The sequence below is a fragment of the Saccharopolyspora antimicrobica genome (genome assembly GCF_003635025.1).
GTDB lineage: Bacteria > Actinomycetota > Actinomycetes > Mycobacteriales > Pseudonocardiaceae > Saccharopolyspora > Saccharopolyspora antimicrobica.
The window spans coordinates 5,719,371-5,745,766 of record NZ_RBXX01000002.1; the positions used below are offsets into that span (position 1 = coordinate 5,719,371).

28 protein-coding genes and 1 pseudogene are annotated in these 26,396 nt (G+C 69.2%); 20 read left to right on the plus strand and 9 right to left on the minus strand.

What is annotated here, in order from left to right; all coding sequences use genetic code 11:
- Window positions 1–39: 39 nt before the first annotated feature.
- Together ATL45_RS27360 and ATL45_RS27370 are read right to left on the minus strand one after the other, a co-directional pair.
- Window positions 40–618 carry a TetR/AcrR family transcriptional regulator gene (locus tag ATL45_RS27360; protein ID WP_093149147.1) on the minus strand — a complete coding sequence of 193 codons (579 nt, stop codon included), beginning with the start codon at window positions 616–618 and terminating at the stop codon, window positions 40–42.
- A 292-nt stretch (window positions 619–910) separates the two neighbouring features.
- Window positions 911–1,789, minus strand: coding sequence for an IclR family transcriptional regulator (locus ATL45_RS27370; RefSeq protein ID WP_093149144.1), 879 nt, complete (start codon window positions 1,787–1,789; stop codon window positions 911–913).
- A 338-nt stretch (window positions 1,790–2,127) separates the two neighbouring features.
- Here ATL45_RS27370 and ATL45_RS27375 point away from each other — a divergent pair, with 338 nt between their 5' ends.
- The 11 genes from ATL45_RS27375 to ATL45_RS27425 all read left to right on the plus strand — a co-directional run bounded on the left by ATL45_RS27375 (window position 2,128) and on the right by ATL45_RS27425 (window position 13,125).
- On the plus strand, window positions 2,128–2,976 hold the full coding sequence (locus ATL45_RS27375; protein ID WP_093149140.1) for an SDR family NAD(P)-dependent oxidoreductase: 849 nt from the start codon (window positions 2,128–2,130) through the stop codon (window positions 2,974–2,976).
- Between the two features lie 98 nt (window positions 2,977–3,074).
- On the plus strand, window positions 3,075–4,769 hold the full coding sequence (locus ATL45_RS27380) for a 3-ketosteroid-delta-1-dehydrogenase (RefSeq protein ID WP_093149135.1): 1,695 nt from the start codon (window positions 3,075–3,077) through the stop codon (window positions 4,767–4,769).
- Between the two features lie 175 nt (window positions 4,770–4,944).
- The gene (locus tag ATL45_RS27385) at window positions 4,945–6,477 is read left to right on the plus strand and encodes an FAD-binding protein (protein WP_093149131.1); all 1,533 of its coding nucleotides are present in this window, start codon (window positions 4,945–4,947) and stop codon (window positions 6,475–6,477) included.
- 14 nt (window positions 6,478–6,491) lie between these two features.
- Window positions 6,492–7,265: an SDR family NAD(P)-dependent oxidoreductase gene (locus ATL45_RS27390; RefSeq protein WP_093149127.1), complete on the plus strand. Its 774-nt coding sequence runs from the start codon at window positions 6,492–6,494 to the stop codon at window positions 7,263–7,265.
- Window positions 7,266–7,559: 294 nt separating this feature from the next.
- Entirely contained in the window at window positions 7,560–8,726 is a 1,167-nt protein-coding gene (locus ATL45_RS27395; RefSeq protein ID WP_093149124.1) for a 3-ketosteroid-9-alpha-monooxygenase, oxygenase component, read from the plus strand.
- Between the two features lie 14 nt (window positions 8,727–8,740).
- Window positions 8,741–8,959 carry a hypothetical protein gene (locus ATL45_RS27400; protein WP_093149122.1) on the plus strand — a complete coding sequence of 73 codons (219 nt, stop codon included), beginning with the start codon at window positions 8,741–8,743 and terminating at the stop codon, window positions 8,957–8,959.
- 50 nt (window positions 8,960–9,009) lie between these two features.
- Window positions 9,010–9,384 (plus strand): nuclear transport factor 2 family protein, encoded by a 375-nt coding sequence (locus ATL45_RS27405; protein ID WP_093149119.1) that lies wholly within the window; start codon window positions 9,010–9,012, stop codon window positions 9,382–9,384.
- A gap of 207 nt (window positions 9,385–9,591) precedes the next feature.
- Complete coding sequence (locus ATL45_RS27410; RefSeq protein WP_093149116.1) at window positions 9,592–10,776, plus strand: acyl-CoA dehydrogenase family protein; 1,185 nt, start codon at window positions 9,592–9,594, stop codon at window positions 10,774–10,776.
- Between the two features lie 28 nt (window positions 10,777–10,804).
- Window positions 10,805–11,695: a VOC family protein gene (locus ATL45_RS27415; protein WP_093149114.1), complete on the plus strand. Its 891-nt coding sequence runs from the start codon at window positions 10,805–10,807 to the stop codon at window positions 11,693–11,695.
- Window positions 11,696–11,792: 97 nt separating this feature from the next.
- A complete protein-coding gene (locus ATL45_RS27420; protein WP_093149110.1) occupies window positions 11,793–12,578 on the plus strand; it encodes an SDR family NAD(P)-dependent oxidoreductase in 786 nt (261 codons plus the stop codon).
- 91 nt (window positions 12,579–12,669) lie between these two features.
- On the plus strand, window positions 12,670–13,125 hold the full coding sequence (locus tag ATL45_RS27425; protein ID WP_093149106.1) for a hypothetical protein: 456 nt from the start codon (window positions 12,670–12,672) through the stop codon (window positions 13,123–13,125).
- 75 nt (window positions 13,126–13,200) lie between these two features.
- On the opposite strand, the gene ATL45_RS27430 is transcribed toward ATL45_RS27425, so the two are convergent.
- Together ATL45_RS27430 and ATL45_RS27435 are read right to left on the minus strand one after the other, a co-directional pair.
- Window positions 13,201–13,884: a DUF2267 domain-containing protein gene (locus ATL45_RS27430; protein WP_093149102.1), complete on the minus strand. Its 684-nt coding sequence runs from the start codon at window positions 13,882–13,884 to the stop codon at window positions 13,201–13,203.
- 53 nt (window positions 13,885–13,937) lie between these two features.
- Window positions 13,938–14,225, minus strand: a complete 288-nt coding sequence (locus tag ATL45_RS27435; RefSeq protein WP_093149753.1) for a hypothetical protein — start codon at window positions 14,223–14,225, stop codon at window positions 13,938–13,940.
- A 334-nt stretch (window positions 14,226–14,559) separates the two neighbouring features.
- Between ATL45_RS27435 and ATL45_RS27440 the strand changes: the two genes are divergently transcribed.
- Window positions 14,560–16,584 carry a CocE/NonD family hydrolase gene (locus ATL45_RS27440; RefSeq protein ID WP_093149098.1) on the plus strand — a complete coding sequence of 675 codons (2,025 nt, stop codon included), beginning with the start codon at window positions 14,560–14,562 and terminating at the stop codon, window positions 16,582–16,584.
- Window positions 16,585–16,642: 58 nt separating this feature from the next.
- Here ATL45_RS27440 and ATL45_RS27445 read toward each other — a convergent pair whose 3' ends face one another.
- The 3 genes and pseudogenes from ATL45_RS27445 to ATL45_RS39770 all read right to left on the minus strand — a co-directional run.
- Window positions 16,643–17,956, minus strand: a complete 1,314-nt coding sequence (locus ATL45_RS27445; RefSeq protein WP_093149096.1) for an ATP-grasp domain-containing protein — start codon at window positions 17,954–17,956, stop codon at window positions 16,643–16,645.
- Between the two features lie 40 nt (window positions 17,957–17,996).
- Complete coding sequence (locus tag ATL45_RS27450) at window positions 17,997–18,905, minus strand: alpha/beta hydrolase fold domain-containing protein (RefSeq protein ID WP_093149750.1); 909 nt, start codon at window positions 18,903–18,905, stop codon at window positions 17,997–17,999.
- Between the two features lie 79 nt (window positions 18,906–18,984).
- Window positions 18,985–19,158, minus strand: a pseudogene (locus tag ATL45_RS39770) (DUF6480 family protein); the annotation flags it as partial.
- 214 nt (window positions 19,159–19,372) lie between these two features.
- Between ATL45_RS39770 and ATL45_RS27460 the strand changes: the two are divergent.
- Complete coding sequence (locus tag ATL45_RS27460) at window positions 19,373–19,819, plus strand: STAS domain-containing protein (RefSeq protein ID WP_093149092.1); 447 nt, start codon at window positions 19,373–19,375, stop codon at window positions 19,817–19,819.
- 165 nt (window positions 19,820–19,984) lie between these two features.
- Here the strand turns inward: ATL45_RS27460 and ATL45_RS27465 are convergent, their stop codons facing one another.
- Complete coding sequence (locus tag ATL45_RS27465) at window positions 19,985–20,488, minus strand: hypothetical protein (RefSeq protein ID WP_246025576.1); 504 nt, start codon at window positions 20,486–20,488, stop codon at window positions 19,985–19,987.
- Window positions 20,489–20,863: 375 nt separating this feature from the next.
- Between ATL45_RS27465 and ATL45_RS27470 the strand changes: the two genes are divergently transcribed.
- Complete coding sequence (locus ATL45_RS27470; RefSeq protein WP_093149086.1) at window positions 20,864–21,133, plus strand: hypothetical protein; 270 nt, start codon at window positions 20,864–20,866, stop codon at window positions 21,131–21,133.
- Window positions 21,130–21,270: a hypothetical protein gene (locus ATL45_RS27475; protein ID WP_177241928.1), complete on the plus strand. Its 141-nt coding sequence runs from the start codon at window positions 21,130–21,132 to the stop codon at window positions 21,268–21,270. Before ATL45_RS27470 ends, ATL45_RS27475 begins: the two co-directional genes overlap by 4 nt.
- A gap of 84 nt (window positions 21,271–21,354) precedes the next feature.
- Here ATL45_RS27475 and ATL45_RS27480 read toward each other — a convergent pair whose 3' ends face one another.
- The gene (locus ATL45_RS27480) at window positions 21,355–21,765 is read right to left on the minus strand and encodes a hypothetical protein (protein WP_439332468.1); all 411 of its coding nucleotides are present in this window, start codon (window positions 21,763–21,765) and stop codon (window positions 21,355–21,357) included.
- 286 nt (window positions 21,766–22,051) lie between these two features.
- Between ATL45_RS27480 and ATL45_RS27485 the strand changes: the two genes are divergently transcribed.
- The 5 genes from ATL45_RS27485 to ATL45_RS27505 all read left to right on the plus strand — a co-directional run bounded on the left by ATL45_RS27485 (window position 22,052) and on the right by ATL45_RS27505 (window position 26,290).
- Window positions 22,052–23,419: a cytochrome ubiquinol oxidase subunit I gene (locus tag ATL45_RS27485; protein WP_246025577.1), complete on the plus strand. Its 1,368-nt coding sequence runs from the start codon at window positions 22,052–22,054 to the stop codon at window positions 23,417–23,419.
- Complete coding sequence (locus ATL45_RS27490; protein WP_093149082.1) at window positions 23,416–24,453, plus strand: cytochrome d ubiquinol oxidase subunit II; 1,038 nt, start codon at window positions 23,416–23,418, stop codon at window positions 24,451–24,453. Before ATL45_RS27485 ends, ATL45_RS27490 begins: the two co-directional genes overlap by 4 nt.
- A 407-nt stretch (window positions 24,454–24,860) precedes the next feature.
- Entirely contained in the window at window positions 24,861–25,343 is a 483-nt protein-coding gene (gene greA / locus ATL45_RS27495; RefSeq protein ID WP_177241927.1) for a transcription elongation factor GreA, read from the plus strand.
- Window positions 25,344–25,459: 116 nt separating this feature from the next.
- Window positions 25,460–25,852 (plus strand): hypothetical protein, encoded by a 393-nt coding sequence (locus tag ATL45_RS27500; RefSeq protein ID WP_093149072.1) that lies wholly within the window; start codon window positions 25,460–25,462, stop codon window positions 25,850–25,852.
- Between the two features lie 120 nt (window positions 25,853–25,972).
- Window positions 25,973–26,290 carry a hypothetical protein gene (locus ATL45_RS27505; RefSeq protein ID WP_143121583.1) on the plus strand — a complete coding sequence of 106 codons (318 nt, stop codon included), beginning with the start codon at window positions 25,973–25,975 and terminating at the stop codon, window positions 26,288–26,290.
- The last annotated feature ends 106 nt before the right edge of the window (window positions 26,291–26,396 follow it).

Consider the following 26,396-nt stretch of genomic DNA (forward strand, 5'->3'; position numbering starts at 1 on the left):
GGCCCGCAGCGGCGTGGCCGGCCGGAGTCCCGGTGTCGGTCACGGGAAGCGGCGCCGGGACAACAACGGCCCGACCAGCCGCTGGGCCGCCAACCGGATGTCGGTCTCGGCCTGCCCGGCGGAGGTCTTGCCGCTGAGCCGGGAGATGAGGACGCCCCACCAGCTGAACACCAGCAAGCGGACGGTGCTCTCGACCTCGTCGCCGGGCGCGGAGCGGGTGAGGGTGTCCAGGATGGCGTGGAAGAGCGCCGAATCGCGCTCCGCGGACCCGGACGGACCCGAGGTGTAGTTGGTGGCGGCGCTCTGCACCATCGCCGCGCACAGCCGGGGGCGCCGCAGCAGTTCCCGGCTCAGCGATACGAGGGCCTCGCCGATGTCGCTGACGAGGTCTTCGCTCTCGGTCGGCCACAGCCGCCCGAGGAACGCGCCGAGCTGCGCCTCGAAGACCGCGGCGAACAGGTGCGTCTTGGACGGGAAGTAGCGGTAGAGCGTTCCGATCGCGACCCCGGCGTCCTTGGCCACGTCGTTCATCTGCACGTGGTCGAGGTCCGCCCGGGCGCCGAGTTCGGTGGCGGCGTCGAGGATGCGGTCCCGGCGCGCGACCTGGTCCTCGGACATCGGAGATGCGGGCGGCCGCGTCTCGGCGATTCTCGCCACTGTTCCCCCGTTCCGGTCGCGCCTGGTCCGAGCCCCAGGATAGGGGCGTGTCAGCCGGCGGACCTGCCATCCGGTCGGGTGAGGAAGGCCAGGACCGCGCTTTCCCAGGCCTCGTTCTGCTCGATCATCGCCGAGTGCCCGCAGTCGGGGAGCACGTGCACTTCGGTGCGGGGACGGCCCGCATCGGCAGCAGCGTCATGACGACCGGGCTGACCCGGTCGTCCCGACCTCGGTGCCGTGCTGCGGGGCCCGGTCACAACCAGTCGCCACCGACCGCGAGCAGCTGGGCCACCGGCTCGTTCGGCCACGACTGCTGGGCGATCGCGAGGTCCGGTCGCGGCTGCCTCGGCACGTCCGCGATGGTGGCGAGTTCGGTCGAGATGGCGTGGGCGGCCTGGATGAGCAGGGGAGCGACCCGCTCCAGCGGCGACTGCACGTCGCCCACCAGCGAGATCGCGCCCACCGGGCCGTCCCGTCCGCGCAGCGCGATGCCGACGCAGCCGACCGTCGGGAAGCACTCGCCGCGTTCGAAGGCCAATCCGCGGCGGCGCCGGATCCGGTCGAGTTCCTGGTGCAGGACGCCGGGATCGGCGATGCTGCGCGCGGTGCGGCGGACCGCGTTGCCGTACTCGGTCTCGACTCGTTCCACGGGCAACCAGGCGAGCATCGCTTTGCCGAGCGCGGTGCAGTGCGCCGGGGCGCGGCCGCCGACGCGCGAGGGCACCTCGACGGCGGAGCGGCCGCCCACCTTGTCCAGGTAGTACACCTCGGTGTCGACGAGGACCGCCAGGTGCACTACCAGCTCGGTGCGGATCGCCAGGTCGTGGAGCACGGGTGCCGCTGCGCTGCGCAGCGCGTTCTGCCCGATCTCGCGGCCGCCGAGCCCGAGCGCGCGCTTGCCGAGCCGGTACCCGGACGTCGTGTGGTCGAGCCACCGCAAGCGGACGAGCTGGTCCAGGATGCGATGGGCCGTGGAGCGGGGGAGACGGGTCCGCCGGGTCACGTCCTCCAATGTCTGATGGGTGTGCGGGCGTTCGAACAGGTCCAGGATCAGTGTCAGCCGCTCCACCATGGACGGCGGGACGCGCTGCTCGACTGCCGACTCGGCACTCGTCCTCAACGTTGAGGTCATGCCACACCTCTCGATCGGCTCGATCGGCGGAATGAAATTGATTCTAACGGCATGCTAACAGCGGCGGGCGCGGTCGGAAAGCGCCTGAGCGGTGAAATCCGTTGTGCGGACGCAGGAAACCGGACTTAGGTGACGGGAGCGGCCAGGTTCCGGTTCGGGTCCCGCACAGCGGGAGTGGGTGTTGAACCGCCGCCGCCGGTCGTCTTCGCTCCCGCTGGAGCGAGGTGGCCGCGCCGTCTCCGCGGGCCGGTTGAAGTCCGATCGGTGCCCACTGTGGACCGATCGGAACTCCCGTCACGGCCCCGCGATCGCTGGAACGGTTCCGATGGAGGGATTTCATGCCGACAGCGCGGGAAGTCTTCGGCGGCGATCTCGCCGTGGTGACCGGGGCCGGTGCCGGTATCGGTGCCGGACTGACCAGGCACCTCGCCGGTGATCTCGGCATGACGGTGATCGCCGCCGACGTCGACGCGCAAGCTGCCCACCGCATCGCCGATGAGCTGGGGAAACGCGTGGTGCCGCGCGTCGTCGACGTGCGGGATCCCGACGCGGTGGACCGGCTGGCCCGCCACGTGGAAGAGGAGTTCGGCCCCGTCCGGCTGCTGATCAACAACGCCGGCGTCGAGCAGTTCGGCTACCTGTGGGACGTCTCGCCGACGCACTGGCAACGCGTCGTGGACGTCAACATCAGCGGGGTCTTCCACGGCATCAGGGCCTTCCTGCCCGGCATGATCGCCGCTGGTCGGCGCAGTCACGTGCTCGCGCTCGCCTCGATCGGCGCGGTCACCTCGCTGCCCCTGCAGGCGCCTTACATCATGAGCAAGCACGCGGTGCTGGCCATGACCGAGTGCCTGCACCAGGAGATCGCCGGGGTCGGCGCCGACATCGTCGTCTCGGCGGTGCTGCCGGGGCTGGTGGAGTCCGACATCTTCAGCTCCGCGGGCGGCGTCGAATCCGGCGACGTCGCCGCCGCCGAGGAGCAGCGGAGGACCATGCTGGCCATCCGCGAGCAGGCCATCAGCGCCGACGAAGCGGCGGAGACCATCGTGGCGCAGGCGGCGCGCGGCGAGTTCTACATCGTGACCCACCCCGAACTCGTGCACGCGGCCATGGCGGCGCGCGCCGACCAGCTGGTGAACCGCCGCGCACCGGCGCCGCACCGGAGCCGGTTCGCCGCGTCGGAGTAGGCACCGGCCAGTCCCGTTGAGCGGGAGGAACGCTTCACCGCAGGTGACAGCGGTGGTGCGATGCCGCCGAACGCCAGCACCACGACGAGGAGACGTCGATGCCCACGAGCACACCGCCCGCGCCCACTCCCGCGCGGGATACGGCAGTCGACCTGGTCGTGATCGGTTCCGGAACCGGGATGGCCGCCGCACTCGCCGGGCACGAGCAGGGCCTCGACGTCCTGATCGTCGAGAAGACCGACTACGTCGGCGGCTCGACGGCCTTGTCCGGTGGCGCGTTCTGGATCCCGGCGAGCTCGCTGCTGGCGGAGCAGGGCGCGGTCGACTCGCCCGAGCGCGCCGAGGCCTACCTGCGTTCCGTGGTCCGCGGCACCTCGCCGGACGAGCGGTGGGAGAGCTTCCTGCGCCACGGCGACGAGACGATCCGGATGCTGCGGCGGACGACGTCGATGCGCTTCATGTGGAGCAAGGGCTACTCCGACTACCACCCGGAACTGCCCGGTGGCGTCGCCGCCGGCCGCAGCTGCGAGTGCAAGCCCTTCGACGTCGCGACGCTGGGCGCCGAACGCGCCCGGCTTCGTTCCTCGGCGCTGAAGTCGCCGGTGCCGATGCCGATCACCGGCTACGACTACAAGTGGATGAACCTCATGGCCCGGGTGCCGAGCCGCGGCGTTCCACGGGTGGCGTTGCGGATGGCGCAGGGCATCGGCGGGAAACTCCTCGGCCGCGAGTACGTCGCGGGAGGCCAGGCGCTCGCCGCGGGCCTGTACGGGGGAGTGCTCCGGGCCGGGATCCCGGTGTGGACGCGGACCTCCTTGCAGCGGTTGACCACGGAGGGCGGCCGGGTGACGGGTGTGGTGCTCGAGCAGGGCGGGCGCGAGGTGACGGTGCAGTCCCGGCGCGGCGTCGTGCTCGCCGCCGGCGGTTTCGACCACGACATCGCGTGGCGCAAGGAGTTCCAGTCCGAGGCGCTCGAACCCGGCTGGAGCCTGGGGAACAAGGGCAACACCGGCGATGCCATCCGGATCGGTCAGGAGGTCGGGGCCGACATCGGTCTGATGGACCAGGCTTGGTGGTTCCCCGCCGTCGCACCGCTGCCCGGTGGGGCGCCGTCGGTCCTGCTCGCCGAGCGGTCGCTGCCGGGATCGCTGATCGTCGACGGGCGCGGACACCGGTTCGTCAACGAGTCCACCGACTACATGAGCTTCGGCCAGCGAGTGCTGGAACGGGAGCGCTCCGGCGACGCCGTCGGACCGATGTGGATGGTGTTCGACCAGCGCTACCGCAACAGCTACGTCTACGCGGGCGGGGTGTTCCCGCGGATGGCGTTGCCGGGGAGCTGGTACGAAGCCGGCATCGCGCACCGGTCGGACGACCCGGCGGACCTGGCCCGTCGAGCGGGGCTGACGGAAGCGGGGTTCGTCGCGACCCTGCGCCGGTTCAACGAGCTGGCCGCAGCGGGTGTGGACGACGACTTCCACCGCGGGGCCAGCGCGTACGACCGCTACTACGGCGACCCGACCGTCACGCCGAACCCGAACCTGCGCCCCCTGAACGGCCCGCTGTACGCGGTGCGGATCGTCCTCGGCGACCTCGGTACCTGCGGTGGTCTGCGCGCGGACGGCCACGGGCGCGTGCTTCGGCCGGACGGATCCCCGATCGACGGGCTCTACGCGATCGGCAACACCGCGGCGAACGCCTTCGGCGCCACCTACCCGGGCGCCGGAGCAACCATCGGCCAGGGCCTCGTCTTCGGCAACGTGGTGGCGAAGCACGCCGCGAGCCGTGCCTGACGACAGCGAGAGGCGACGGCTTCCTCCATCCCGGATCCGGTCGGTGTGGAGGTCGTCGGGCAGCCGGCTCGGGAGTGCGGTCAGCGGCCTTTCGCGGCGGGAAGCCGAAGATCTGCTCTCCCGGTCAGTGGGACCGGCCCGACACGGCGGGGCGTCCGACGAGCATCGTGCTCCCATGGCGATCTGGGACGACGAGTGCGACGTGCTGGTGGTCGGTTCCGGCGGCGGCGCGCTGACCGGGGCGTACACGGCATCCCGCGAGGGGCTTTCGGTGCTGGTGGTCGAGGCGACCGACAAGTTCGGCGGCACCACGGCGTATTCCGGCGGCGGGCTGTGGTTCCCGGGCAACGCCGTGCTCAAGCGGGCCGGCGACCAGGACACCCCGGAGGAGGCGAAGACCTACTACCGCGCGGTGGTGGGCGACCGCACGCCCCGCGAGCTGCAGGACGCGTTCCTGGACAACGGTGCCCGCCTGGTCGACTACCTGGAGTCCGACGACGACTTCGAGTTCATCGTCTACCCGTGGCCGGACTACTTCGGGTCGGCGCCGGGGGCCAGCGCGACCGGTCGGCACATCATGCCGATGCCGATCCCGCCGGAGCGGATCGGCTCGCTGCGGGACCAGCTCCGGCCACCGGTGGGCGTCGAGCGGGCGGGCGAACCGCTTCCGGAGCTGCTCATCGGCGGTCAGGCGCTGATCGGCAGGCTGCTGCTCGCGCTGTCCAAGAAGGACTCCGTCCGGCTGCGGCGCGGATCGGTGTGCGACGAGCTGCTGACCTCGGACGGCGCCGTGATCGGCGCGGTGGTCGAGGAAGGCGGCGAGCGACGGCGGATCCGCGCGCGGCGCGGCGTGCTGATCGCCTCCGGCGGGTTCGAGCGCAACCAGGAGATGCGGACCGAGCACGGGGTTCCGGGCGCGGCGCGCGACACGATGGGACCGGCGGAGAACCTGGGCAAGGCGATCCGGGCCGGGATCGACGTCGGCGCCGGCACCGACCTGATGTCGGAGGCCTGGTGGTCGCCGGGCATCACCCACCCGGACGGGACGTCGACGTTCTCGCTGTGGTTCACCGGCGGCATCTTCGTCGACGGCGCGGGCGAGCGCTTCGTCAACGAGTCCTGGCCGTACGACCGGATCGGCCGCGCCGTCCTCGACCGCCTCGGCGAGGGCCGGATGGCGCTGCCGTTCTGGATGATCTACGACGACCGCGAGGGCGAGCGGCCGCCGGTGCGCTCCACGAGCGTCCCGATGGGGGAGACCGGTGACTACGTCGACGCCGGGCTGTGGTTCAGCGCGGGCACGCTGGCCGAGCTCGCGGAGAAGATCGGTGTTCCCGCGGACAACCTGGAGCGGACCGTGGCGCGGTTCAACGGCTTCGCGGCTGCTGGGGCGGATGAGGACTTCCACCGGGGTGACGAGCCGTACGACCGGTCGTTCGCGGAGGGCGGCTCCCCGCTGGTGCCGATCGAGAAGGGCCCGTTCCACGCCGCCGCATTCGGTCTCTCCGATCTCGGCACCAAGGGCGGTCTGCGCACCGATGCGCGTGCCCGGGTGCTCAACACCTCGGGCGAGGTGATCCCCGGCCTGTACGCCGCGGGCAACTCGATGGCCGCCGTCAGCGGGACCACGTATCCGGGCGGGGGCAATCCGATCGGGGCCTGCATGGTGTTCAGCCACCTCGCCGCGCTGGACATGCTCGCCCGCTGACCACGAGGAGCACCATGTCTTCGCCGAACACACCCGTGCTGATCACCGGCGCCGCTTCTGGGATCGGTGCTGCCTGCGCTCGTGCCCTGGCCGCCGGCGGGCGACCAGTGGTCTTGTGGGATCGCGATGAGGGCGGCGTGGCGGCCGTCGCGGAGCAGATCGAGCAGACCGGCGGCGTGCCGGTCGTCGCGACCGGGATCGACGTCGCCGACGTGTCCCGGTACGACGACGCGCTCGCCGAGGCCCGGCGGACCGTCGGCAGGATAGGCGGTTTCGTGCACTGCGCCGGGATCGTCGACTCGACGCCGATGACGGAGGTCCGGCTGGAGGCGTGGCAGCGCGTCTTCGACGTCAACCTCACGGCCTTCGCCTACGGGACTGCCGCGCTCGCCGAGGATCTGACCGCGTTGCCGGACTCGGCGGTGGTGGCGATCTCGTCCATCAACGCCACGCTCGGGCAGGCGAACATCCCGTCCTACAGCGCCTCCAAGGCCGGAGTCCTCGGGCTGACGCGGTCGCTGGCCGCGCAGCTCGGTCGCTCGGGGGTTCGGGTGAACGCGGTCTGCCCGGGCTACATCGACACGCCGATGCTGCGCCGCAGCCTCGTCGATGCCCGCCGCGGGGAGCGGATGCGCGGTGACGCGATGCTCGGTCGCGTCGGGCAGCCGGAAGAGATCGGGTCCGCCGTCCGCTTCCTGCTCAGCACCGAAGCCAGTTTCATCACCGGTAGCACGATTTTCGTCGACGGCGGAGTCACGGCCAGCGACCGCCTCGGCTCGCTCGACTGACCCGACCTCCCGCTCGACGACGTCGGTCCTCACGACTCACGGGGTCAAATTTCCATTGAAATCAGACGTCTGATTTCAATGGAATTCGGATCACGTCGGCATGTCGGCGTCCGACGCGCCGACGCCTGCGGGTGATCCCGCGATTTCAATTGAAATTGGACGTCCGATTTCCATTGAAATCGCGGGATCTGGCCGCAGGTGCCGGTCTCGTTGAGCGGGAGAGAGCCTGTTGCGGCTGGCCCGGACTTCCCACCATGGAGGCGAATCGACGAGACCGAGTCGGAGGAGTTCCTCATGGCAGCACCGCGGACGGCTGATGAGAACGAGGTGCGGGTTATCGAGGCGGAGGCTCCGCCGGCCCGCTACGCGCGCGGCTGGCACTGCCTCGGCCTCGCCGACGGCTACCGGGACGGAAAGCCCCACGCGATCGAGGCCTTCGGCACCAAGCTGGTGGTGTTCGCCGACGGCGGCGGGAAGCTGAATGTGCTCAACGCCTACTGCCCGCACATGGGCGGTGACCTGAGCCGGGGCGAGGTCAAGGGCGACGAGGTCGCCTGCCCGTTCCACGACTGGCGCTGGTCGGGCAACGGGCGCTGCGCGAGCATCCCGTACGCGCGGCGGGTGCCGCCGCGGGCGCGCACGAAGGCGTGGACCGTGCTGGAGCGCAACGGGCAGCTGTTCGTGTGGAACGACCCGCAGGGCAAGCAGCCGCCGCCGGAGGTGACCATTCCGGAGATCCCCGGCTCGGGTTCGGACGAGTGGACCTCGTGGACGTGGAACTCGCTGCGGATCGACGGATCGAACTGCCGCGAGATCGTGGACAACGTGGTGGACATGGCCCACTTCTTCTACATCCACTACTCGTTCCCGACCTACTTCAAGAACGTCTTCGAGGGGCACATCGCCAGCCAGACGATGCACAGCAAGTCCCGGCCGGACGTGAAGATCGGCACGAACTACAGCGACGACAGCACGCTGCGCTCGAGCGCCTCCTACTACGGGCCCTCCTACATGATCGACTACCTGTGGAGCGACACCGGCGAGGTGACGATCGAGACGGTGCTGATCAACTGCCACTACCCGGTGTCGCCCACGAGCTTCGTGCTGCAGTGGGGCGCGATGGTCAAGAAGCCCGAGGGGATGTCCGACGAGGACGCCGAGCAGATGGCGCAGGGCTTCGCCGCCGGCGTCGAGAAGGGCTTCCTGCAGGACGTCGAGATCTGGCAGAACAAGGCCCGGATCGACAACCCGCTGCTGTGCGAGGAGGACGGGCCGGTCTACCAGCTGCGGCGCTGGTACGAGCAGTTCTACGTCGACGTCGAGGACGTGACCCCGGAGATGAACCGGCGGTTCGAGTTCGAGATCGACACCGAGCGCGCGATCGAGTTCTGGCAGGCCGAGGTCGACGACAACCTGGCCAACGGCCGCGTGATCGTGGACGACAGCGCTCCCACCGCCTGATCGGAGGCAGCTAGGTGCAGCCCTTGTCCTGCCGCAGCTGCGGCACGTGCGTGCTGGTCAAGAAGAACAGCCTGGCCCACACGCAAGTGCAGTGGACCACCGACACCGACCGCTGCGCGGAACTCGCACAGCACCCGAACACCGACCGCGCGAGTGTGCTGACGTGCCTGCAGCTGCGCGACAGCATCGAAACCGCGGTGCGGCGCGGGGAGCTCCAGGTGGACACGCCGTGACCCGGGGCGTCGGGATCACCTGCGACGACACACCGGAACGAGGAGGATCCATGCCGGAGCAGTCGGTCATCCGCGACGCCGTCGCGAGCTACCTGAAGGCGGTCGCGACCGGAAGCGCAGCGGACGTCGCGGCCCTCTACGCCGAGGACGCCACGCTCGAGGATCCGGTGGGCAGCGAGCCGGTCCGCGGACGGGCCGCGATCACCGAGTTCTACTCCACCCTCGAGAACATGCGCCAGGACGTCGAGCTGCTGGCGCTCCGGGTCGCCGGGGACAGCGCGGCGTTCCACTTCCGCGTTCGCACCGAGCTGCCCGACGGTGCCGCCGAGATCGAGCCGATCGACGTGATGACCTTCGACGAAGCAGGCCGGATCACGACCATGCGCGCGTTCTGGTCACCCGAGGACGTCCACCTCGCCCAGTGACCCGCCGAGCGGTCTGGTCGTGCTGTGCAGGGCGGTGGTGGCCGATTTGCCCACCGCTGCCGGTGAATCCCGGTCAGCGGTGGGCCGGAGAACGGGTCCCGGTCAGCGGGAGCAGGGGTGGGTCCGTCGGCACGCCGGTCATAGCTTCGTCGAACCGCCGCGGGCCGGCGGTGTAAGCGGTCGTCCGAGCAGTTCGGAGGTGCGTGCATGGCGCACGAGGTGGTTCGCCGAGTGGAAGAGGTCGCCGCTCGGCTCGCGGCGACCGCGGAGGACAGCGAGCGGTTGGGCAGGCTCGCGGACGAGAGCGTCAAGCTGGTGCGCGAAGCCGGGGTCATGCGGCTGCTGCAGCCGACCGACTTCGGCGGGTACGCGGCCCATCCGCGGGACTTCGCCGAAGCCGTCATGGCCGTTGCGAAGGCCTGCGGGTCGACCGGCTGGGTGTGCGGGGTGGGCGGGGTCCACCCGTGGGAGATGGCGCTCATGGACCGGCAGCTCCAGCAGGAGGTCTGGGGCGAGAACCCGGACACCTGGATCGCCTCGCCGTACATGCCCAGCGGCATCGCCACGCCGACCAACGGCGGCTACGTCCTCAAAGGACGGTGGCAGTTCTCCTCCGGCACCGACCACTGCGACTGGATCTTCCTCGGCGCGCTGGTCGGCGACGCCGGGGGCAAGCCCGCCCAGCCGTCCAAGGTGCTGCACGTGGTCCTGCCGCGGCAGGACTACACGATCGTCGACGACTCCTGGGACGTCATCGGCCTGTGCGGCACCGGCAGCAAGGACATCGTCGTCGACGGCGCGTTCATCCCGGCGTACCGGACGATCGACTCCGAAGAGGTCGCCCGGGGAGAGAGCGCCGCCGAACGCGTCGGCCGGACCGAGACGGTGTACCGGCTGCCGTTCTGGACGATGTTCCCGTTGGGCATCACCTCGGCGGTCGTCGGCATCGCGGAAGGCGCGCTGGCCTGCCACCTCGAGTACCAGCGGGACCGGGTCATGGCGGCGGGCACCCGGGTCCGCGACGATCCGCACACGCTGTACGCGATCTCCGAGGCGGCAGCGGAGATCGCGGCTTCCCGCACGCAGCTGCTCGACGGCGTCAGCCGCCTCTACGACCGGGCCGAAGCAGGCGAGCCGATCACCTTCGAGGACCGCTCGACGGTGCGCCGCAACCAGGTCCGCTGCGCGTGGCGCGCGGTGTCCGCGGTCGACGAGATCTTCGCCCGCTCCGGCGGGAACGCGGTGCGCCGCACCAACGCGGTGCAGCGGTTCTGGCGCGACGCGCACGTCGGCCTGCAGCACGCCATCCACATCCCCGGCTCGATCTACCACTCGAATGCCCTGACCTCGATGGGTATCGAGCCCACCGAGCAGCTCCGGGCCCTGATCTGAACCGCGATCCACGACTGGAGAGGAAGTCATGACCGACATCAGCTCGCTGGGCTACGTCCGGGTCCGCGCCACGGACCTCGACGCCTGGCGCGAGTTCGCCAACGACACCATCGGTTTCGCCGAGGGGAGCGGTCCGGAGGAGGACGCGCTGTACCTGCGTCTGGACGAGCGGATCGGCCGGATCGTGGTGCTCCCGGGCGAGGAGGACAGGGTGGAGGCGGTGGGCTGGGAGGTCCGCGACCACCTGGCCCTGCGGCGGGTCCAGTCCGCGGTCGAAGCAGCCGGGCTCGCCCCGAAACCGCTGACGCTGGAGGAGGCCGACACCCGCAGGGTGGAGGCGGGCATCGCCTTCGAAGCCCCGGGCGGCACCCCGCTGGAGATCTTCCACGGTCCCGCGCTGGACCACAGCCCGGTGGCGACGAAGTTCGACAACCGCTTCGTCACCGGTCAGCTGGGCCTGGGCCACGTCGTGGTCCCGGTCAGCGACCTCGACGAGGCCTACCGCTTCTACGCCGAAACGCTCGGTTTCCTGCCCCGCGGCGCGTTCCGGCTGCCCGCCCCGCCGGAACACGGTCCGGTGCGGCTCCGGTTCATGGGCGTGAACGCGCGGCACCACAGCCTCGCGCTGCTGCCGTCGCCCGACCTCAAGGCGCCCGCCCTGGTGCACATCATGGTGGAGCTGGAAGACCTCGACCAGGTCGGCCGCGCGCTGGACCGGGTGGTGGACGCCGGATTCCACGTCTCGTCCACGCTGGGCCGCCACACCAACGACAAGATGGTCTCGTTCTACGTCCGGACCCCGGGCGGCTGGGACCTCGAGGTCGGCTGCGACGGCATGCTGGTCGACCAGAGCTCCTACACGGCGGAGGAGATCACCGCGGACAGCTACTGGGGCCACAAGTGGGATTTCGGGTCCTGATCCACCCGGAGACGGGGCGCGGAGGGGCTTCCTCCGCGCCACCCGCCCGGTGCGGCGTCGACCGCACCATCGGCACGACGAGGACGTGGAGTGGGACATGAACCGTTACGAACGTCGGCGCGCACTCATCACCGGGGCGGGCTCGGGCATCGGACAGGCGACCGTGCTCCGCGTGCTGGCTGAAGGCGGCAGCGTCGTGGCGGCGGACATCAGCGAGCCGGGCCTGGCCGACACCGTGCAGAAGGCCGGTGCGGACGCCGACCGGCTCACCGCGCTCGTGCTCGACGTCTCCGACGAGGAATCCGTCAAGGACGTCGTCGCCGAGGCCGTCTCCGCGCTCGGCGGCCTGGACGTCCTGGTCAACGCGGCCGGGATCCTGCGGTCCGCGCACAGCCACGAGATGACTCTCGCGGGCTTCCACGAGATCCTCTCGGTGAACCTGGTGGGCACCTTCCTGGTGATCCGCGAGGCCATCCCGGCGCTGCTGGAGGGCAACGGCTCCGCCGTGGTCAACTTCAGCTCGACCTCGGCGGCCTTCGCGCACCCGTACATGGCGGCCTACGCGGCGAGCAAGGGTGGCATCCAGTCCATGACGCACGCCCTCGCCGGTGAGTACGCCAAGCGCGGCATCCGCTTCACCGCGGTGCAACCCGGCTCGATCTCGTCGGGCATGACCGACGGCAGCGGCGCCAGCAGGTCGAGCGTCGGCCCGGGCCTGCCCGAGGGCGCCGACATGTCCCTGTTCGCGAAGCTGAGCCCGGCCATCGGCGACGGCTTCGCCGGTCCGGAGACCGTCGCGTCGGTGGTGGCCATGCTCGGCTCCGAGGACGGCAAGTTCATCACGGGCACCGAGATCCGCATCGACGGCGGAACGCACTTCTGACGCCCCTCGCCCACGAAGCGTTCCGGGACGAACACGCGCAGCGATCGATGCGCCTGGCCCCGCACGCTTCTAGCCGCCGCGGAGGGCGGCGATGGCCCGCCCACCGAAGACGTGGGTGGCGATCAGCTTGGACGTGGCTGCGTTCGACGCGGCGCGTTCGGCGACCCGGGAGATCGCGCTGCGGACGTTGCGCGGTCGCCGGGAGCGGCACCGCGCACGACAGCTCGACGTCCGGCTCAGCGGCCTCGACTCCTTGCACGCGAGCGTGGTGCTGATCGTCCGGATCACCCAAGAGGTGCTGCAGCAGCACGACGAAGTGCCGTCGTGGATGTACCGGGCGATCGCGGAGTTGGCCGAGGCGGTCGAGATCCTCGCCGAGTCACCCACTTCGGCCGAGCATCGCCACCGCGCGCACGATCTCGCCCAACGCCTGGCACGTCTGGAAACCACCGGTCTGCCACACCCGGTCGCCGCGCTGGCAACGGAAGTCCGCTTCGCCGCCGCGGACCTCCTCGAGCTGACTGCGACCGGGAAGGAAGCCCCGTAGTACCGCCCGCACCAGCAGTCCGCCGAGCAAGCTCCAGCTGATCCCGGCGAGCCGGATGGCAACCCTCGATCCGCGCTAGATGCCCGCGCCGGCTTGCTGGATCTCGTCGTCGACGCGGTGGGCGAGATCGACGTCCAGCTGGGTGACCCCGCCTACTGCCTTGGTCCGCGCGGTGAGCACAGCGGTGCCGCCCTTGCGGTCGATGTCCGGTCCGCGCCCGGTCCTGCGGCGCAGGGCGTCAAGACGATCCAGCACGCCGTCCAGGTTCTCCGGCGGCAGCTCGAGGACGCGGGAGATCCCGTCGTTGTCCCCGGACCACTGCGGCAGCCGTTCCAGCTCCTGGCGCAGCTCCTCGTCGGTGAGGCGCGGCTGGTGACCGGTCGGACCCGTCACGCCACCCCCGGCGTCCAGCGGTTGCGTGAGCGCGCGCACGTCTTCCGGCAGGTCGAGCTGTTCGATCAGGTTCGGGTCCTGGCCGGCGATCGAGGCGAGAACCGCCTGCGCCCGGTAGCGGGCCTCCTCTGGCGTTCGGCGGCCCAGCTGTGCGAGCCGCTGCACGAAGTTGGCCGGTTCCACGTCCCCGGAGGGGGAGTCCTTGGCCAACTCCGCCGGCAGCTCCGCCAGCAGCACTGCCCGTTGCGACTCGTCGAGCACGCCGGCGAGCGCGGTCACGGTCACCTCAGCGGCGGCACGGGCTTCACCGGTCCCGAGACCGGCCGTGCTGCCGATGTCGTCGAGCAGTTGGTCGTACTTCACCATCGCCTGCCTCCTTTTCCCTCTGGATCCGCTTTCGCCACCTGGTCCTGGCGAGCTCAGCCCACGACCATCCGCCTCCTGACGTACGGCAGGTAGCCGATGTCCTCGTGCGGGAGCCCGTCCAGGTCGATCTCCTGGGGCAACGCCGCGGCCGGCCCTTGCTCCAACAGGTACCTGATCGACTCGACCACGAACCTCTCCTCATCGGGTGCCGCAACGTTGAGCTGGTCCAGGAGTTCCGGGGAGAACAGCACCCGGTGGGTCGTCGTCAATTCGGATTGGCGCACCTCGACGCGGTACTCCCCGCCCGCGGTCCGCAGCGCCGTTATGTCCTCAGCTGCCATTGCACCGCCCTCGTTCACGACGTCGGTATGGTTCGACCGCATTCGCTTTCCCGTCGGCTACCCGAATACCGGTGCTGGTACGCACCAGGACCGGCGCGACCAGAACGGCGCGGGCTCAGCTCGCCCGCCGAGGGGTTCCTGGAATCGCCGATCCCGGATCGTGAGCACCGCATACTGGGCATGCGATTTTTCCTGGGCATGGTTCAGAACGAGCTTGCCCGGCGGGTCGGTGTTTCTCAGATTCGCGCAAGTTCGTTTTCGCATCGGTGCTATCGGGTAGGGCGCACCTGGAGATGTTTCCGGACAGCCACCGCGTGGCGAATTGGAGTGGCTAATGAGGACGGTGACCGACCTGCCGCACACAGTCGCGGAAGAGGAGCACATCTGGGTGCCGCTGTCGGACGGCACCCGGTTGGGGGCGAGGATTTGGCGCCCGGTCGGCTCCGAAGAGTCGCCGGTCCCGGCAGTGCTGGAATTCATTCCCTACCGCAAAGGGGACTTCACCGCTCCCCGGGACTCGATTCATCACCCTTATGTCGCAGGCCACGGCTATGCGTGCGCGCGCGTGGACCTGCGGGGCAGCGGTGAGTCGGAAGGCGTGCTCACCGACGAGTACCTGGAGCAGGAGCTGCTCGACGGGGAAGACGTCCTCAAGTGGCTGGCAGAACAGCCGTGGTGCGACGGCCGAGTCGGCATGATGGGGATTTCCTGGGGCGGGTTCAACGCCCTCCAGCTCGCCGCTCGTCGTCCGGAGGAGCTCCGGGCGATCGCCACCGTGTGCTCCTCCGACGACCGGTACGCCGATGACGTCCACTACATGGGCGGCTGCCTGCTCGGTGACAACCTCTCGTGGGCGTCGACGATGTTCGCGTACAACTCCTGCCCTCCCGATCCGGACCTGGTCGGGGAGTCATGGCGCAAGATGTGGCTGGACCGGCTGGACGGCAGCGGGTTGTGGCTCGACGAGTGGTTGCGCCATCCCACTCGCGATGAGTACTGGCGGCACGGGTCCGTCTGCGAGGACTACTCGGCGGTCGAATGCCCGGTGCTCGCGGTGAGCGGATGGGCGGATGGTTACACCAACACGGTGTTCCGGTTGATGGATTCCCTCGACGTACCCCGCAAAGGACTTGTCGGGCCGTGGTCCCACACCTATCCGCACCTCGGCCAGCCAGGACCCGCGATCGGATTCCTGCAGGAACTCGTGCGTTGGTGGGACCGGTGGCTCAAAGGCATCGACAACGACGTGATGGACGGGCCGATGCTGAACGTGTGGATGCAGGACAGCGTCCCGCCTTCCACGTCCTACGAAGAGCGGCCGGGGCGCTGGGTCGGTGAAATGACGTGGCCGTCGCCGGATGTGCACGTGCAGCAATACCTTTTGGGATTGAACACGCTGGAGCCCGCTGGGCGCGATGTGCCGGTGCGCCCGCTGAACGTGATGTCGCCGCTGTCGGTGGGGCAGTACGCGGGCAAGTGGTGTTCCTACAACACACCACCGGATCTCCCGTACGACCAGCGGGAGGAGGACGGCGGCTCGCTGGTCTTCGACAGCGCTCCGCTGCAGGAGCGTTGCGAGATCCTCGGTTCGCCGGCTGTTGACCTGGAATTCGAGGTGGACAAGCCGGTGGCGATGGTTGCGGTGCGGCTTTCGGACGTGGCACCCGATGGTCGTGCCACGCGCGTGACGTACGGCCTGCTGAACCTCACGCATCGAGATGGCCACGAGTCGCCGCGCGCTCTGGAACCAGGGCAGCGTTACCGTGTCAGGGTTGAGCTCAATGCGTGCGCGCAGGCCTTTCCCCAAGGGCACAGGATCCGGCTGGCGGTGTCGACTTCGTACTGGCCGCTGGCGTGGCCGCCGCCGGAACCGGTGTGCATGAGCGTCTACAGCGGACAGAGTTCGGTCGCCCTGCCGGTCCGGCCGAACGGCGTGCCGGATCGTCTTCCGGCCATTCCCTTCGGAGAGCCCGAAGGTGCTCCGCCGGTGCTCCAGACCCAGCTGCGGCCGGGGGAGGAGCGTTGGCAGGTGTCGAGGGACCTGGTCGATTACGTGTCCGCGCTCGAAGTGGTCGGAGATGCGGGAGTGATCAGGTTGGAGGGCCTCGGACTGGAGATCGCTCGCAGGTGCTACGAGCGGTACGGCTGGGTTGGCGATGATTTCGGCTCCGTGAGCGGCCGGGCCGAATGGACGCTGCGCTTCGCCCGTGACGGCTGGCAGGTGGAGACGGTCACCCGCACCGTGCTCACCTGCGACGCGGAGGAGTTCCACCTGCATGCCGAGCTCGACGCCTACGAGGACGGGCGGCGCATCTTCTCGCGGAACTGGCAGCAGTCCATCCCGCGCGACCACGTGTGACGGGGACGGCGCTCGGAGCGGCTCGCGCTGCCGAGCGCCGCCACCGAGGTGAACGGGCCTATTCGCTGAACTCGAAGTGCAGGGCGTCGACGCAGCGCTGATAGAGCTCGTTGAGCTCTGCTTCGTCGTTGGCGCCGATGAAGATGTCCGCGAGTTCGTAGCTGTAGCTGTCCTGACCCGGTAGGTCGGAGAGCCGCTCGCCCTGGCCGGGGATGACCTGGACGGTGACGCCGGGCAAGCGGTGCTCGATCTCCGCGATCTCCTCTTCGCTGGGAACCCGCCGAACGACGCCGTCGGTGAACCGGCGGAGAAACCACTTGGCCGCGACGCGGTGCCTGCCCTGTCCGCGGGGCAGTCGAGGCTGCTCCCCGAGCGCCAGGTGGACCATGCACTGGAGGTTGGGCGACCCGTCGACGGCCTCGAACAGCCGAGCATGCGACTGGGACAGCCTCGGGTTGACCTCGATGATGTTGATGGCGTCGGTGTCGGGGTCCCAGAAGTACTCGATGTTGAACGTGCTCGGAGTCAGGCCGATCTGCTCGATCAGTCTGACGGAGATGTCTTCCAGCCGAATCCGCACGGCTTCGGGCACGTTCGAGGGGTACTGGTAGCGCAGGAAGCTCGACGTTCCCTCGTAGTTGATCGAGTCGACGACGCCGTAGGCGTGCACCTGCCCGTGGGCGCTGTAGCCCTCGACGGTCACCTGACGGCCCTTCACGGCTTCCTCCGCGAGGCACGCTTGCCCGCCGGCCTCGGCGATCTCCTGGGGGAGGTCCAGGTGCTCCAGCAGCTCGTCGAAGGGCTTGCCGATCTTGCCGATGCCCTGCCTGATGTTGTCCACGGCGTCGTCGAACTCCGCGCTGCTGGTGACCTTGTAGGCGAGGTCGGAGGAGAACGACTTGACCGGTTTCAGCCAGGCGGGAAAGCCGAGCCCGGCCGGCATCGTCGGGTTGTTCTCCAGGTCGACCAGGCCGAATCCGGGGTGGGCGGTGGTGACCTTCTGCTGCTCGAGCCGGCTCCAGTACTTGTGCTCGCACTTGACCACCGCCTCCAGCGGTGGGGAGGGCAGGTCGTACCGCTGGCACAGGATCGGCACCAACGAGCTCACGGGGAAGTCCCAGTAGCCGGTGATCGCATCGATCTCGCCGTCGAAGCTCTCCAGCTGTCGTTGCGCGCGGGAGAGGAGCTCGGTGAAGCCGGCCGCGCTTCGGCCGACGAGCTCGTCGAAGCCGAGCAAGGAGTGGAACCTGCATTCCTCCAGTCCCGGTAGCCGTCGAAGGCTGTCCAGGTTCAGTTCGTCCATCCCCAGCACGAAGATGTTCTTCGGCTCGGACGTTGCTTCAGAAGACGCGCGTTCGGAAGGAATCGTCATCTCCTTTGTTCGAGCTGGTGCCGCCTGGATTGCGCGTCCGCTACCGGTGCGCCGGTGATGGGACGTTCAAGAGCTTCGTTATCCGGGTGGTCGCATCCCGCGCCTCCGGGAGGGACTGCAGGATCCAGCCGTGGAACATCCCCGGGTATTCCTCGTAGTCGATGCCCACCCCGCGCTGCGCGGTGAGCTCGCGAAGCCGCCGTGCATCGGCGAGGAGGACGTCGCGAGTCGCCGCGTACACGCTGAGCGGCGCTAGGCCGTCGAGATCGCCGTAAATGGGGCTGAGACGCGCGTCGTGCGGATCCAGGTCCCTCGCGTAGAGACGACCGGCTTCGCGCAGCCCCTCGATGCCGAGGTAGGGATCGTGGCGGTCCAGCTCGGGCATCGACGGGTCGGTGACGGTGATGTCGAGCCAGGGCGAGATCAGCACGACCCGCTGGGGCTGCGGCCGGCCGCGGGCCTTCAGCCGCTGGGCGATGAACAGGCTCAGGGCGCCACCAGCCGAGTCGCCCATGACCACCTGGTTCTCAGGGGCCTCGGCACCGACGGTGGCCTCGTAGGACTCCCAGACCATTGGAATCGTCTCGCGGTAGCTGTGCGCCGGGGCCAAGGGGTACAAGGGAACCGTCACCGAGGCACCCGTCAGATCGATCAGCCTGTCCAGGAACTTCCAGTGCGCGGACTCGATCTGGTGCACGTATGCGCCGCCGTGCAGGTAGAAGATGTGCACCGGCCCGAGAGACGTCCGCGGGCGCAGCGTGTAGCAGCGGTGACCGTGAACATCTCGGCCGGTCACGTCGAACTTCGCACGAACCCAGCCGGGCAATTGCGACGTTTCGGTCTGGTTGCTCTCCGCGCTCCGCCGCAGAGCCCGAGCATCGGCGAAGACCCGCTTTCGGCGGGTCATCCGGTATTTCGCGATGACCGCTTTGCTCATCAGGCTCGCCATGGCCACCTCCTGACTCAGGTTCAGCACATCGCGGCCCGTGGATACCCACCTATCTGATGTTGAATCGCGGCCGATGACGTCATCGAACCCAACCGAGTGCCAGGACTACGAAGAACGCAGCCACCAGCAGCACCACGATGGTGATCGCGATCAGCCAGACCCACTTGGTGGCGTGCGCGCTGGGGCGACTGGTGTGCGAGAGGCCTTCGGTCGCGGATGCCGACTCGGGAGGGGTCTCACCCGGTGGTACCGATCCGCCTTCGTCGGAGAGCGGCGGCTCATCACCGTGACGGCGGCCCTCGCCCGGGGCCGAGTACGCGGTACGGTGAGGGCACGCCCTTGCACCGAACGCGGCAGCGGAGTGATTCCGCCGGTTTTTCGTTTCGGGGTTGTTGTCCCGGCCGGGACAGGGATGTCGTAGTGGATGGTCGGTCCTTCACCCGGTTGCCCTCTCTGGAGGCAGCCACATGAGCACACCCGAATCCTCGCTAGGAGCCCGGTCACCGCGGGTGACTCCCGATCTTCCCGGCCGCCATCCGGGTCTTGACCTGCGGTGCTCGCGTCCCACGAGCAAGTCCGTGGTGATCCGGGCGGGAGGTGAGCTGGACTGCCGAACCGCCGCCCGCCTGCATGAGCTGCTCGCGACTCGGTTGTCGTCAATGGTCGACACGGTCGTGCTGGACCTGTCCGGGCTGAGCTTCATCGGTGTGGCGGGGTTGGAGCTGCTGCTGCACGCCCACCGCCAGGCCAGCAGCCGCCGTGTGGATCTGCGGCTGGTCACCGGCGACGCGCACTGTCTGCGGCGGGCGCTGATAGCTGCAGAATCGACCGAGACGTTTCACTGCTACGTCACGCTGGAGCTGGCGCTGGCGACGGTGCCCGGACGGCGACGTGATCAGCACGCCACAGGCTGAGCGGGCTTGATGCGCATTCTGGGTGCGTGGCCGTGCCGTCGACCGACATCAGGTCGGTCTGGGCCCGAGGTGCGAAATCGTCATCTGCCGCCCCGGATGGGGGTCTTTTGCGTCTGCCATCACCCGGCCGGCGGGCTAGTGGGGGCGTTGTCCATCTTTCCATTGTTATGTCGCCATCTCGGATGCGATCTGCACACGAATGCTTTCCAGTTCGTCGAACTGCTGCTGTGCACGGGTGAGGAGGTTTCGCAGCATGTCGGCGTTCACGCGAGGTTCTTGCCCCGCGATGGCCAGCAGTGTTCGCCAGCCCGCCGCTTTGCCCTGCACGCCGAGGACAAGGGCTTCCAGTTCGATCAAAGCGCTCAGCGGCGAGCGATTCATCAAGGCCCCGTTGAGCTTCAGCCGTCCCGCCTTTTCTCCTGCCCAGCCCATGACAAGCTTGTAACGGGCGACCTTCACGTCGAGTTGCCGCATGATCTCCAGGAGTGATCGCCGGTCCTGGTCGATTTCGTGGGCGACAGCCGCCAAGCGTGGCATGATCTTCGCATCACGAGTGTTCCGGGTCGCTCGACGTGCCAATGCGACGCCACCGGTGGCGGCCGCCAGGTGATCGTTGAGGTAAATTTCCAGCATACGCTGCGAAGATGGAGTCTCCACGTCTTCGGGCACCTCCGAAGTTCGAATCAGCGCTCCTTCCGGGAATGCCCGAATTCGCAGTGGTCAAACCCCCCGAACATGGTCGACCTGGATCGCCGCGCAGCGCAATGGAGATTCTGATTTGCGCGACGTGCGAACGTCCGCGGGTTCGGAATTCGCGGCGTGTCAGCGGCCGGCGCCGCGCGGCCAATGTCCGGCTTGTTCGCGGGGCAGAATGGTCGCGGTTCACAGGCGAACATGCTCGCTCGCCTCGTGCTCGGCAGCGCGATGTCGGGCCTGCACGACATCGGGATTCACGAGCGCGTTCGACCTCTGTCCAGCCAGGTTGCCGACCGGGTCTGCGGGTAGCCACGTGGGGAGGCGTCATCAGCTTGTGCGGTGAGACAGATGTTTCCCGTGGACGACTCCACAGTCCTGTGCGACGGCAACTGGGAGGACATCATCATCGCAGCCGACGCGGCCGGCCGCCACGCTGCGCGCGAGCTCGCGCAACGATGCACCAATGCCGAGCTCGCTCGCAGAGGCCAGATCGAAGTCGTCGTCGGGCCGCCCGGAAACCCGCTGGCTGCCTGGCTGCGTTGCACCAGCTGCGCCAACCGCAACGACGACGGAACAGCCGTGCTCGACATCCAGCCCGCTCGGCGAAGGTCTGGATGATGCTCGGAACGCTCACCATCGCGATCGGCGGCGCACTCGGCGGGCACCTCTCCTACGCGCAGGGCGCAGGAGTCCGCCGGTGGCAGAATCCCGACGAGCGCGACAGCCTGTCTGACGGAGACGACCACCCGGCGTAGCTTCGGCCCCGCATCGCCCGCTCGAGCAACGCTTCGGGCATTACGCCAACCGGTGCGCAACAGTGCGGTCGGCGCGGGCCTACCTCAGTTCGGCGGCGGCCCCACGTCAGCGTGGCGACCGGGAACCCGTTGCGCGTGGCGCTGCCCGGGTCCTGAGCCCGTGCGCGCTGCGAGTCGGTCCGCCACGAGCCCTGTCGCGATCGCGTACACCGCTTTGTGGATCAGGTCGACGGCGAGCTCATCACGCGGCCACGTCCACGGCGGGACACCGACTCCGGTCGCGTTCTCCAACGTCTGGTCGTTGGTCAAACGCACGACCGCGAACATGGCGGAGGAGAACGGCCCCCTCAAACCGGCGTGGGCCATCGCGCCGCGAAGCGCCCCGAGGAGCACTCCCTGGCCGAGGTGCATGAGGAGGTTCATCCCTGTCGGTTCCCGCCGCATCCCCATGAGCGCCGCAGTCACCGCCACCCGCCCCTGGAAGTGAAGCGGCATGCGCTTCGAACCGTGCAATGGCCATGGTGGGGAGAAATGACCACTTCACGGCACTCGTCGAGCGCCAGACTCATCCACTGTGGACGGAACGCGCGTAGGTGCCGGGCCGCCGGGTGACGACCAACCCGGATCGTGCGGGGACTGGGGTTCCGCCCTGCCCGAAGATCCACGGCGCTGCTCCGGGACCTGAGCACTCCGCCCCGTGTGCCGGGAGGGGCGGAGGGGAACCCCCTGCTTGACGTGGTCGGCGGGAGGTTAGCGGCTGGGCGGTGTGGAGGTGTTGCGGGTGAGCGGGCTACCCGATCTCGTGTTCGCCGGGGCGGCGACCCCGGCGGACCTGGTGGCGGCACGGGTTCAGATGGCGCTGTCGTTGGGCTGGCACATCGTGATCGCCTGCTTCGGCGTGGGGATGCCCGCGATCACCGTGTTCGCCGAGTGGCGCGCGATCCGGCGAGGCGACCGCACCTACCTGGCGTTGGCGCACCGGTGGGCCCAAGCCATGGGGGTGCTGTTCGCCGTCGGCGCGGTGTCGGGCACGATCCTCAGCTTCGAGATGGGCGTGCTCTGGCCGGGGCTGATGGACACCTACGGCCAGGTCATCGGGCTGCCCTTCGCCCTGGAGGGCTTCGCCTTCTTCATCGAGGCGATCTTCCTCGGCATCTACCTCTACGGATGGAACCGGTTGCCGCCGCGGGTGCACCTGCTCACCGGAATCCCGGTCTGCCTGGCCGGCGTCGCGTCGGCGTTCTTCGTCGTCGCGGCGAACGCGTGGATGAACCAGCCGCGCGGCTTCGACCTCGACGCCGGCCGGGTCGTGGGGGTCCGGCCCTGGGCCGCGATGTTCAACCCCGCCACGCCGCCGCAGACGGTGCACATGATCATCGCGGCGTTCATGGTGGCCGGCTACGGCATGGCATCCGTGTACGCGGTGGCCATGCTGCGCGGCCGCACGGATCGGTACCACCGCTTGGGCTTCCTGGTGCCGTTCACGGCGGCGGCCGCGCTGACCCCGGTGCAGATCGCCGTGGGCGACTGGGCGGCGAAGTTCCTGGCGACCAACCAGCCTGCGAAGCTGGCCGCGATCGAAGGCGTGTTCGCAACCTCGCACGCGGTGCCGTTGCACATCGGCGGTTTCTACGAGGACGACGAGATGCGCTACGCACTGGAGATCCCGCACGGGCTGTCGTTGCTGGCGCATTGGGATCCGCAAGCGTTGATCATCGGCTTGGACCGGTTCGCACCCGAAGACCGGCCACCGGTGAACGTGGTGCACTGGTCGTTCCAGGTGATGGTGATCATCGGGGTGTTCCTCCTGCTGCTGGGCATCTGGTTGGCCGTGGCGTGGTGGCGTCGGCGCGATCTCCCCGCTTCGCGCTGGTTCCTGCGGGGTTCGGCGGTGGCCGGTGCGGCGGCCGCGGTCGCGCTCGAAGCCGGGTGGATCACGACCGAGGTCGGGCGGCAGCCCTGGATCGTGTGGGGTGTGCTGCGCACCGCCGACGCGGTGACACCGGTGCCAGGACTGGCGGTGGGACTGCTCGTGGTCGGGGCGGTGTACGTCGTGCTCACCGTGACGACCGTCGCCGTGCTCCGGCGGCTGACCCGCGCTCCGCTCGCCCCGCAGGAAGAGCCGGGTGAGGAGATGAACCTGCCATGACCGCAGCCGAGTGGACGATCAGCGCCATGTGGGTGGGCGTGACCGCCTACGTGCTGCTCGCAGGCGCGGACTTCGGGGCGGGTTTCTGGGATCTGCTGGCCGGTGGCAGCCGACGTGGCGCCGATCAGCGCGACCTCATCGAGCACTCCATCGGACCGGTGTGGGAGGCCAACCACGTCTGGTTGATCTTCGTGATCGTGCTCTGCTGGGCCGGATTTCCCGGCGTGTTCGCCTCAGTGGCGTCGACGATGTACGTGCCGCTGATGCTCGTCGCGCTGGGCATCATCGCGCGCGGTGCCGCGTTCGCCTTCCGGAAGGCCTCGGCGGAGCTCGGGCATCGGCGCGCTTACGGCGCTTGCTTCGCGTTCTCCTCGGTGCTCACCCCGTTCTTCCTGGGCACCGTCGCCGGCGGCATCGCGTCCGGGCGCGTGCCCCTGGGCATCGCAGCGGGTGACCTGGTCACGAGCTGGCTCAACCCCACCTCGTTCCTGGCCGGGGCGCTGGCCGTCGGAACGACCGCCTACCTGGCGGCCGTGTACCTGTGCGCGGATGCGCGGCGGGCGGGTGCCGCGCCGCTGGCCGAGCAGTTCCGGAGCCGGGGGATCGTGACCGGTGCGGTCACCGGCGTCATCGCGCTGGCCGGTATCGCGGTTCTGCTCATCGACTCACCGGCGCTGTACCGCGGGCTGATCGGGCCAGGACTTCCGCTGGTCGTCATCTCGGCTGTCGCAGGCCTGGCCTCCGCGGTGTTGCTGCTGCGGCGCAACTACCTCCCGGCCCGGCTCTCCGCTGCGGTGGCCGTCGCCGCACTGCCGTGGGGCTGGGCCGTTGCCCAGTACCCGTTGGTCCTGCTCCCCGACACCACCATCGAAAGCGCCGCAGCGCAGCCGACGGTGCTGCACGCGGTGCTGGTGACGACGCTCATCGGCGCAGTACTGCTCATCCCGTCGTTGCTGTGGATGTTCGCGCTGTTCCAGCGGGACACCGCACCCGGGCGGAATTCCCACGGGTCGGCTGCCGACAGCGGATCCTAGGGGGCTTCAGCAGCGCAAGATGCGTTCCAGGCGGGATCAAGGGCAGGAGCGCATCCGTTCCGAAGGTCGCCGCGGTCGCGACGCCGAGGAGAGCACCGATCCCGCTGCGTCGGTTCGCGGCGGTCGTCCCGTCCGCAGAGACCGGTTTTCCCAGCCATTCCTCCATCTTCTGCACGGTTTGCTCGGGAGTCCGGCTGGCAGGACGGCCCCGCAGGAGCATGTACCAAGAGCACGTGAAGAGCGGAACTCCGAGCAACTTCTTCAAGGTGCGGCAGCGAGGCGGCTGATCCGGCAACGATGAGAACTGGCTCGCCCCGGCGGGTGACGGGCCGGTCCCGGCTGGGAATCCTGTTGGTGAGCTGCGACGTGGATTCCGTGGCGCGAGGGATCGGTGAGGGGCGATGGGCGTGGATGAGCCGCAAGTGGTCTGGTTGACGCAGGACGCCTACGACGCGCTCCGCCGCGAGCTGACGGAGCTGCTGGCGCACCGGCCGGTGCTCGCCGACGAGATCAACGAACGCCGACAGGAAGGCGATCTCCGGGAGAACGACGCGTACCGGGCGGTCCGGGAGCAGCAGGCCAGCGAAGAGGCGCGGATCCGCCAGCTGCGGCAGCTGCTGCAGAACCCGAAGATCGATGAGCACCCGTCCGGTGGGTCGGTCGAGCCCGGGATGCTCGTCACGGTCGCTTACGAGGACGGGGACGAGGAGACCTTCCTCCTCGGGACGCGAGCTGCTGGAGCGCACGGAGACCTGGAGGTCTACTCGCCCGAGTCGCCGCTCGGGCACTCGCTGCTCGGCGCGCGGGAGGGCGACGTCCGCGAGTACGCGCTCCCGGGTGGGGGCACCATGCGCGTGACGGTGGTCAATATCGAGTCCTACCACGGCTGACCAGGCGTTCTCCGGGGTGAACGCGCCGGAATGAGACGTGGCTGAGCAGCGCGTGCATCACCTGAACGGTGGTTCGCGCCCGGCCGGGTGGGTGGCAGCGGGTTTACGTTGACCTCGTGCGGGAGTACCTGAGCCCGGACTGCCAGGAGCGGGTGCGGTCCTGCGCGGTCGAGGCACTGACGGCCGACGACGCGAACACGCAACGCGTCGTCGCGACCGTTCGGGTCAAGTACGGCCTCGCAGGGGTGTTCGAGATGTGCTCGTACTTCGCCCTGCTCGGGCACTACGAGGGAACAGCGCCGATCAGCTTCTGGGACGTGGACCCGGCGGAGTGGCGACCGGAGCTCAGGTCGCTGCTCAACATCTACCGCTTCGGGCTGGCGGTGCGGAACCAGGAGGCGGACGCGGCGGACGAGATCTTCTCCGACGTCGTGCGGCTCGGGACGGGTGAGCTGAACTCGTTCGTCGCCAACCTGCGGCGCTACGCCCGCGACGAGTGGAAGTCCTGACCAGCGGCGTGCCGCCGCACCCGGTGCCCGCCTTCGAGTCGGCCTTTCTGCTCCGCCCCCGGAGCGGCCGGGAGCGCATACTGCTCTCGTCACGTCCGCCACGGCCGGAAAGTGATCACGATGGTCGCGCGCAAGATCGAACACCCCCACTGGTGCCAGGACACCGACCTGGAGGAACGCCTGTTCGCCCACACGGGCTCCGACTGGATGATCCACGTGGGGCCGCGGGTCAGCATCGGCGGCATCGTCCTGCGGCTGACCCGCACCGACGTCGAGGGCGAGCCCGGCGAGGACCGGGTCAGCATCCGCTGCCAGGCCATGGAAGATCTTCCCCTCGAACAGGCACGTCTGCTCGCCGAACCGGACAAGTTGACCGAGCTCGCCGAAGCGCTGGTTCAGCTCGCCGACCATGCGGAGGCCGGCGAGCAGGAGCAGTGACCAGCGCAGCGACGGCGACCTGCGGGGCCCTCCTCAGGCGAGGACCTGCATCAGCGAGGTCGTTTACGGCTGGTGCCCCGCAGGGAAATCGGGTGGTCGGCGAAGC

Excerpts from the sequence above, each read along its gene's own strand:
- ATL45_RS27410 (WP_093149116.1), top strand. The coding sequence starts at position 9,592 with ATGGCGCACGAGGTGGTTCGCCGAGTGGAAGAGGTCGCCGCTCGGCTC.
- ATL45_RS27415 (WP_093149114.1), top strand. The coding sequence starts at position 10,805 with ATGACCGACATCAGCTCGCTGGGCTACGTCCGGGTCCGCGCCACGGAC.
- ATL45_RS27385 (WP_093149131.1), top strand. The coding sequence starts at position 4,945 with ATGGCGATCTGGGACGACGAGTGCGACGTGCTGGTGGTCGGTTCCGGC.
- ATL45_RS27470 (WP_093149086.1), top strand. The coding sequence starts at position 20,864 with ATGTTTCCCGTGGACGACTCCACAGTCCTGTGCGACGGCAACTGGGAG.
- ATL45_RS27395 (WP_093149124.1), top strand. The coding sequence starts at position 7,560 with ATGGCAGCACCGCGGACGGCTGATGAGAACGAGGTGCGGGTTATCGAG.
- ATL45_RS27480 (WP_439332468.1), bottom strand. The coding sequence starts at position 21,765 with ATGCCGCTTCACTTCCAGGGGCGGGTGGCGGTGACTGCGGCGCTCATG.
- ATL45_RS27475 (WP_177241928.1), top strand. The coding sequence starts at position 21,130 with ATGATGCTCGGAACGCTCACCATCGCGATCGGCGGCGCACTCGGCGGG.
- ATL45_RS27405 (WP_093149119.1), top strand. The coding sequence starts at position 9,010 with ATGCCGGAGCAGTCGGTCATCCGCGACGCCGTCGCGAGCTACCTGAAG.
- ATL45_RS27390 (WP_093149127.1), top strand. The coding sequence starts at position 6,492 with ATGTCTTCGCCGAACACACCCGTGCTGATCACCGGCGCCGCTTCTGGG.
- ATL45_RS27445 (WP_093149096.1), bottom strand. The coding sequence starts at position 17,956 with ATGACGATTCCTTCCGAACGCGCGTCTTCTGAAGCAACGTCCGAGCCG.
- ATL45_RS27490 (WP_093149082.1), top strand. The coding sequence starts at position 23,416 with ATGACCGCAGCCGAGTGGACGATCAGCGCCATGTGGGTGGGCGTGACC.
- ATL45_RS27460 (WP_093149092.1), top strand. The coding sequence starts at position 19,373 with ATGAGCACACCCGAATCCTCGCTAGGAGCCCGGTCACCGCGGGTGACT.
- ATL45_RS27360 (WP_093149147.1), bottom strand. The coding sequence starts at position 618 with ATGTCCGAGGACCAGGTCGCGCGCCGGGACCGCATCCTCGACGCCGCC.
- ATL45_RS27450 (WP_093149750.1), bottom strand. The coding sequence starts at position 18,905 with ATGGCGAGCCTGATGAGCAAAGCGGTCATCGCGAAATACCGGATGACC.
- ATL45_RS27375 (WP_093149140.1), top strand. The coding sequence starts at position 2,128 with ATGCCGACAGCGCGGGAAGTCTTCGGCGGCGATCTCGCCGTGGTGACC.
- ATL45_RS27435 (WP_093149753.1), bottom strand. The coding sequence starts at position 14,225 with ATGGCAGCTGAGGACATAACGGCGCTGCGGACCGCGGGCGGGGAGTAC.
- ATL45_RS27440 (WP_093149098.1), top strand. The coding sequence starts at position 14,560 with ATGAGGACGGTGACCGACCTGCCGCACACAGTCGCGGAAGAGGAGCAC.
- ATL45_RS27425 (WP_093149106.1), top strand. The coding sequence starts at position 12,670 with ATGGCCCGCCCACCGAAGACGTGGGTGGCGATCAGCTTGGACGTGGCT.
- ATL45_RS27380 (WP_093149135.1), top strand. The coding sequence starts at position 3,075 with ATGCCCACGAGCACACCGCCCGCGCCCACTCCCGCGCGGGATACGGCA.
- ATL45_RS27420 (WP_093149110.1), top strand. The coding sequence starts at position 11,793 with ATGAACCGTTACGAACGTCGGCGCGCACTCATCACCGGGGCGGGCTCG.
- ATL45_RS27430 (WP_093149102.1), bottom strand. The coding sequence starts at position 13,884 with ATGGTGAAGTACGACCAACTGCTCGACGACATCGGCAGCACGGCCGGT.
- ATL45_RS27505 (WP_143121583.1), top strand. The coding sequence starts at position 25,973 with ATGGTCGCGCGCAAGATCGAACACCCCCACTGGTGCCAGGACACCGAC.
- ATL45_RS27370 (WP_093149144.1), bottom strand. The coding sequence starts at position 1,789 with ATGACCTCAACGTTGAGGACGAGTGCCGAGTCGGCAGTCGAGCAGCGC.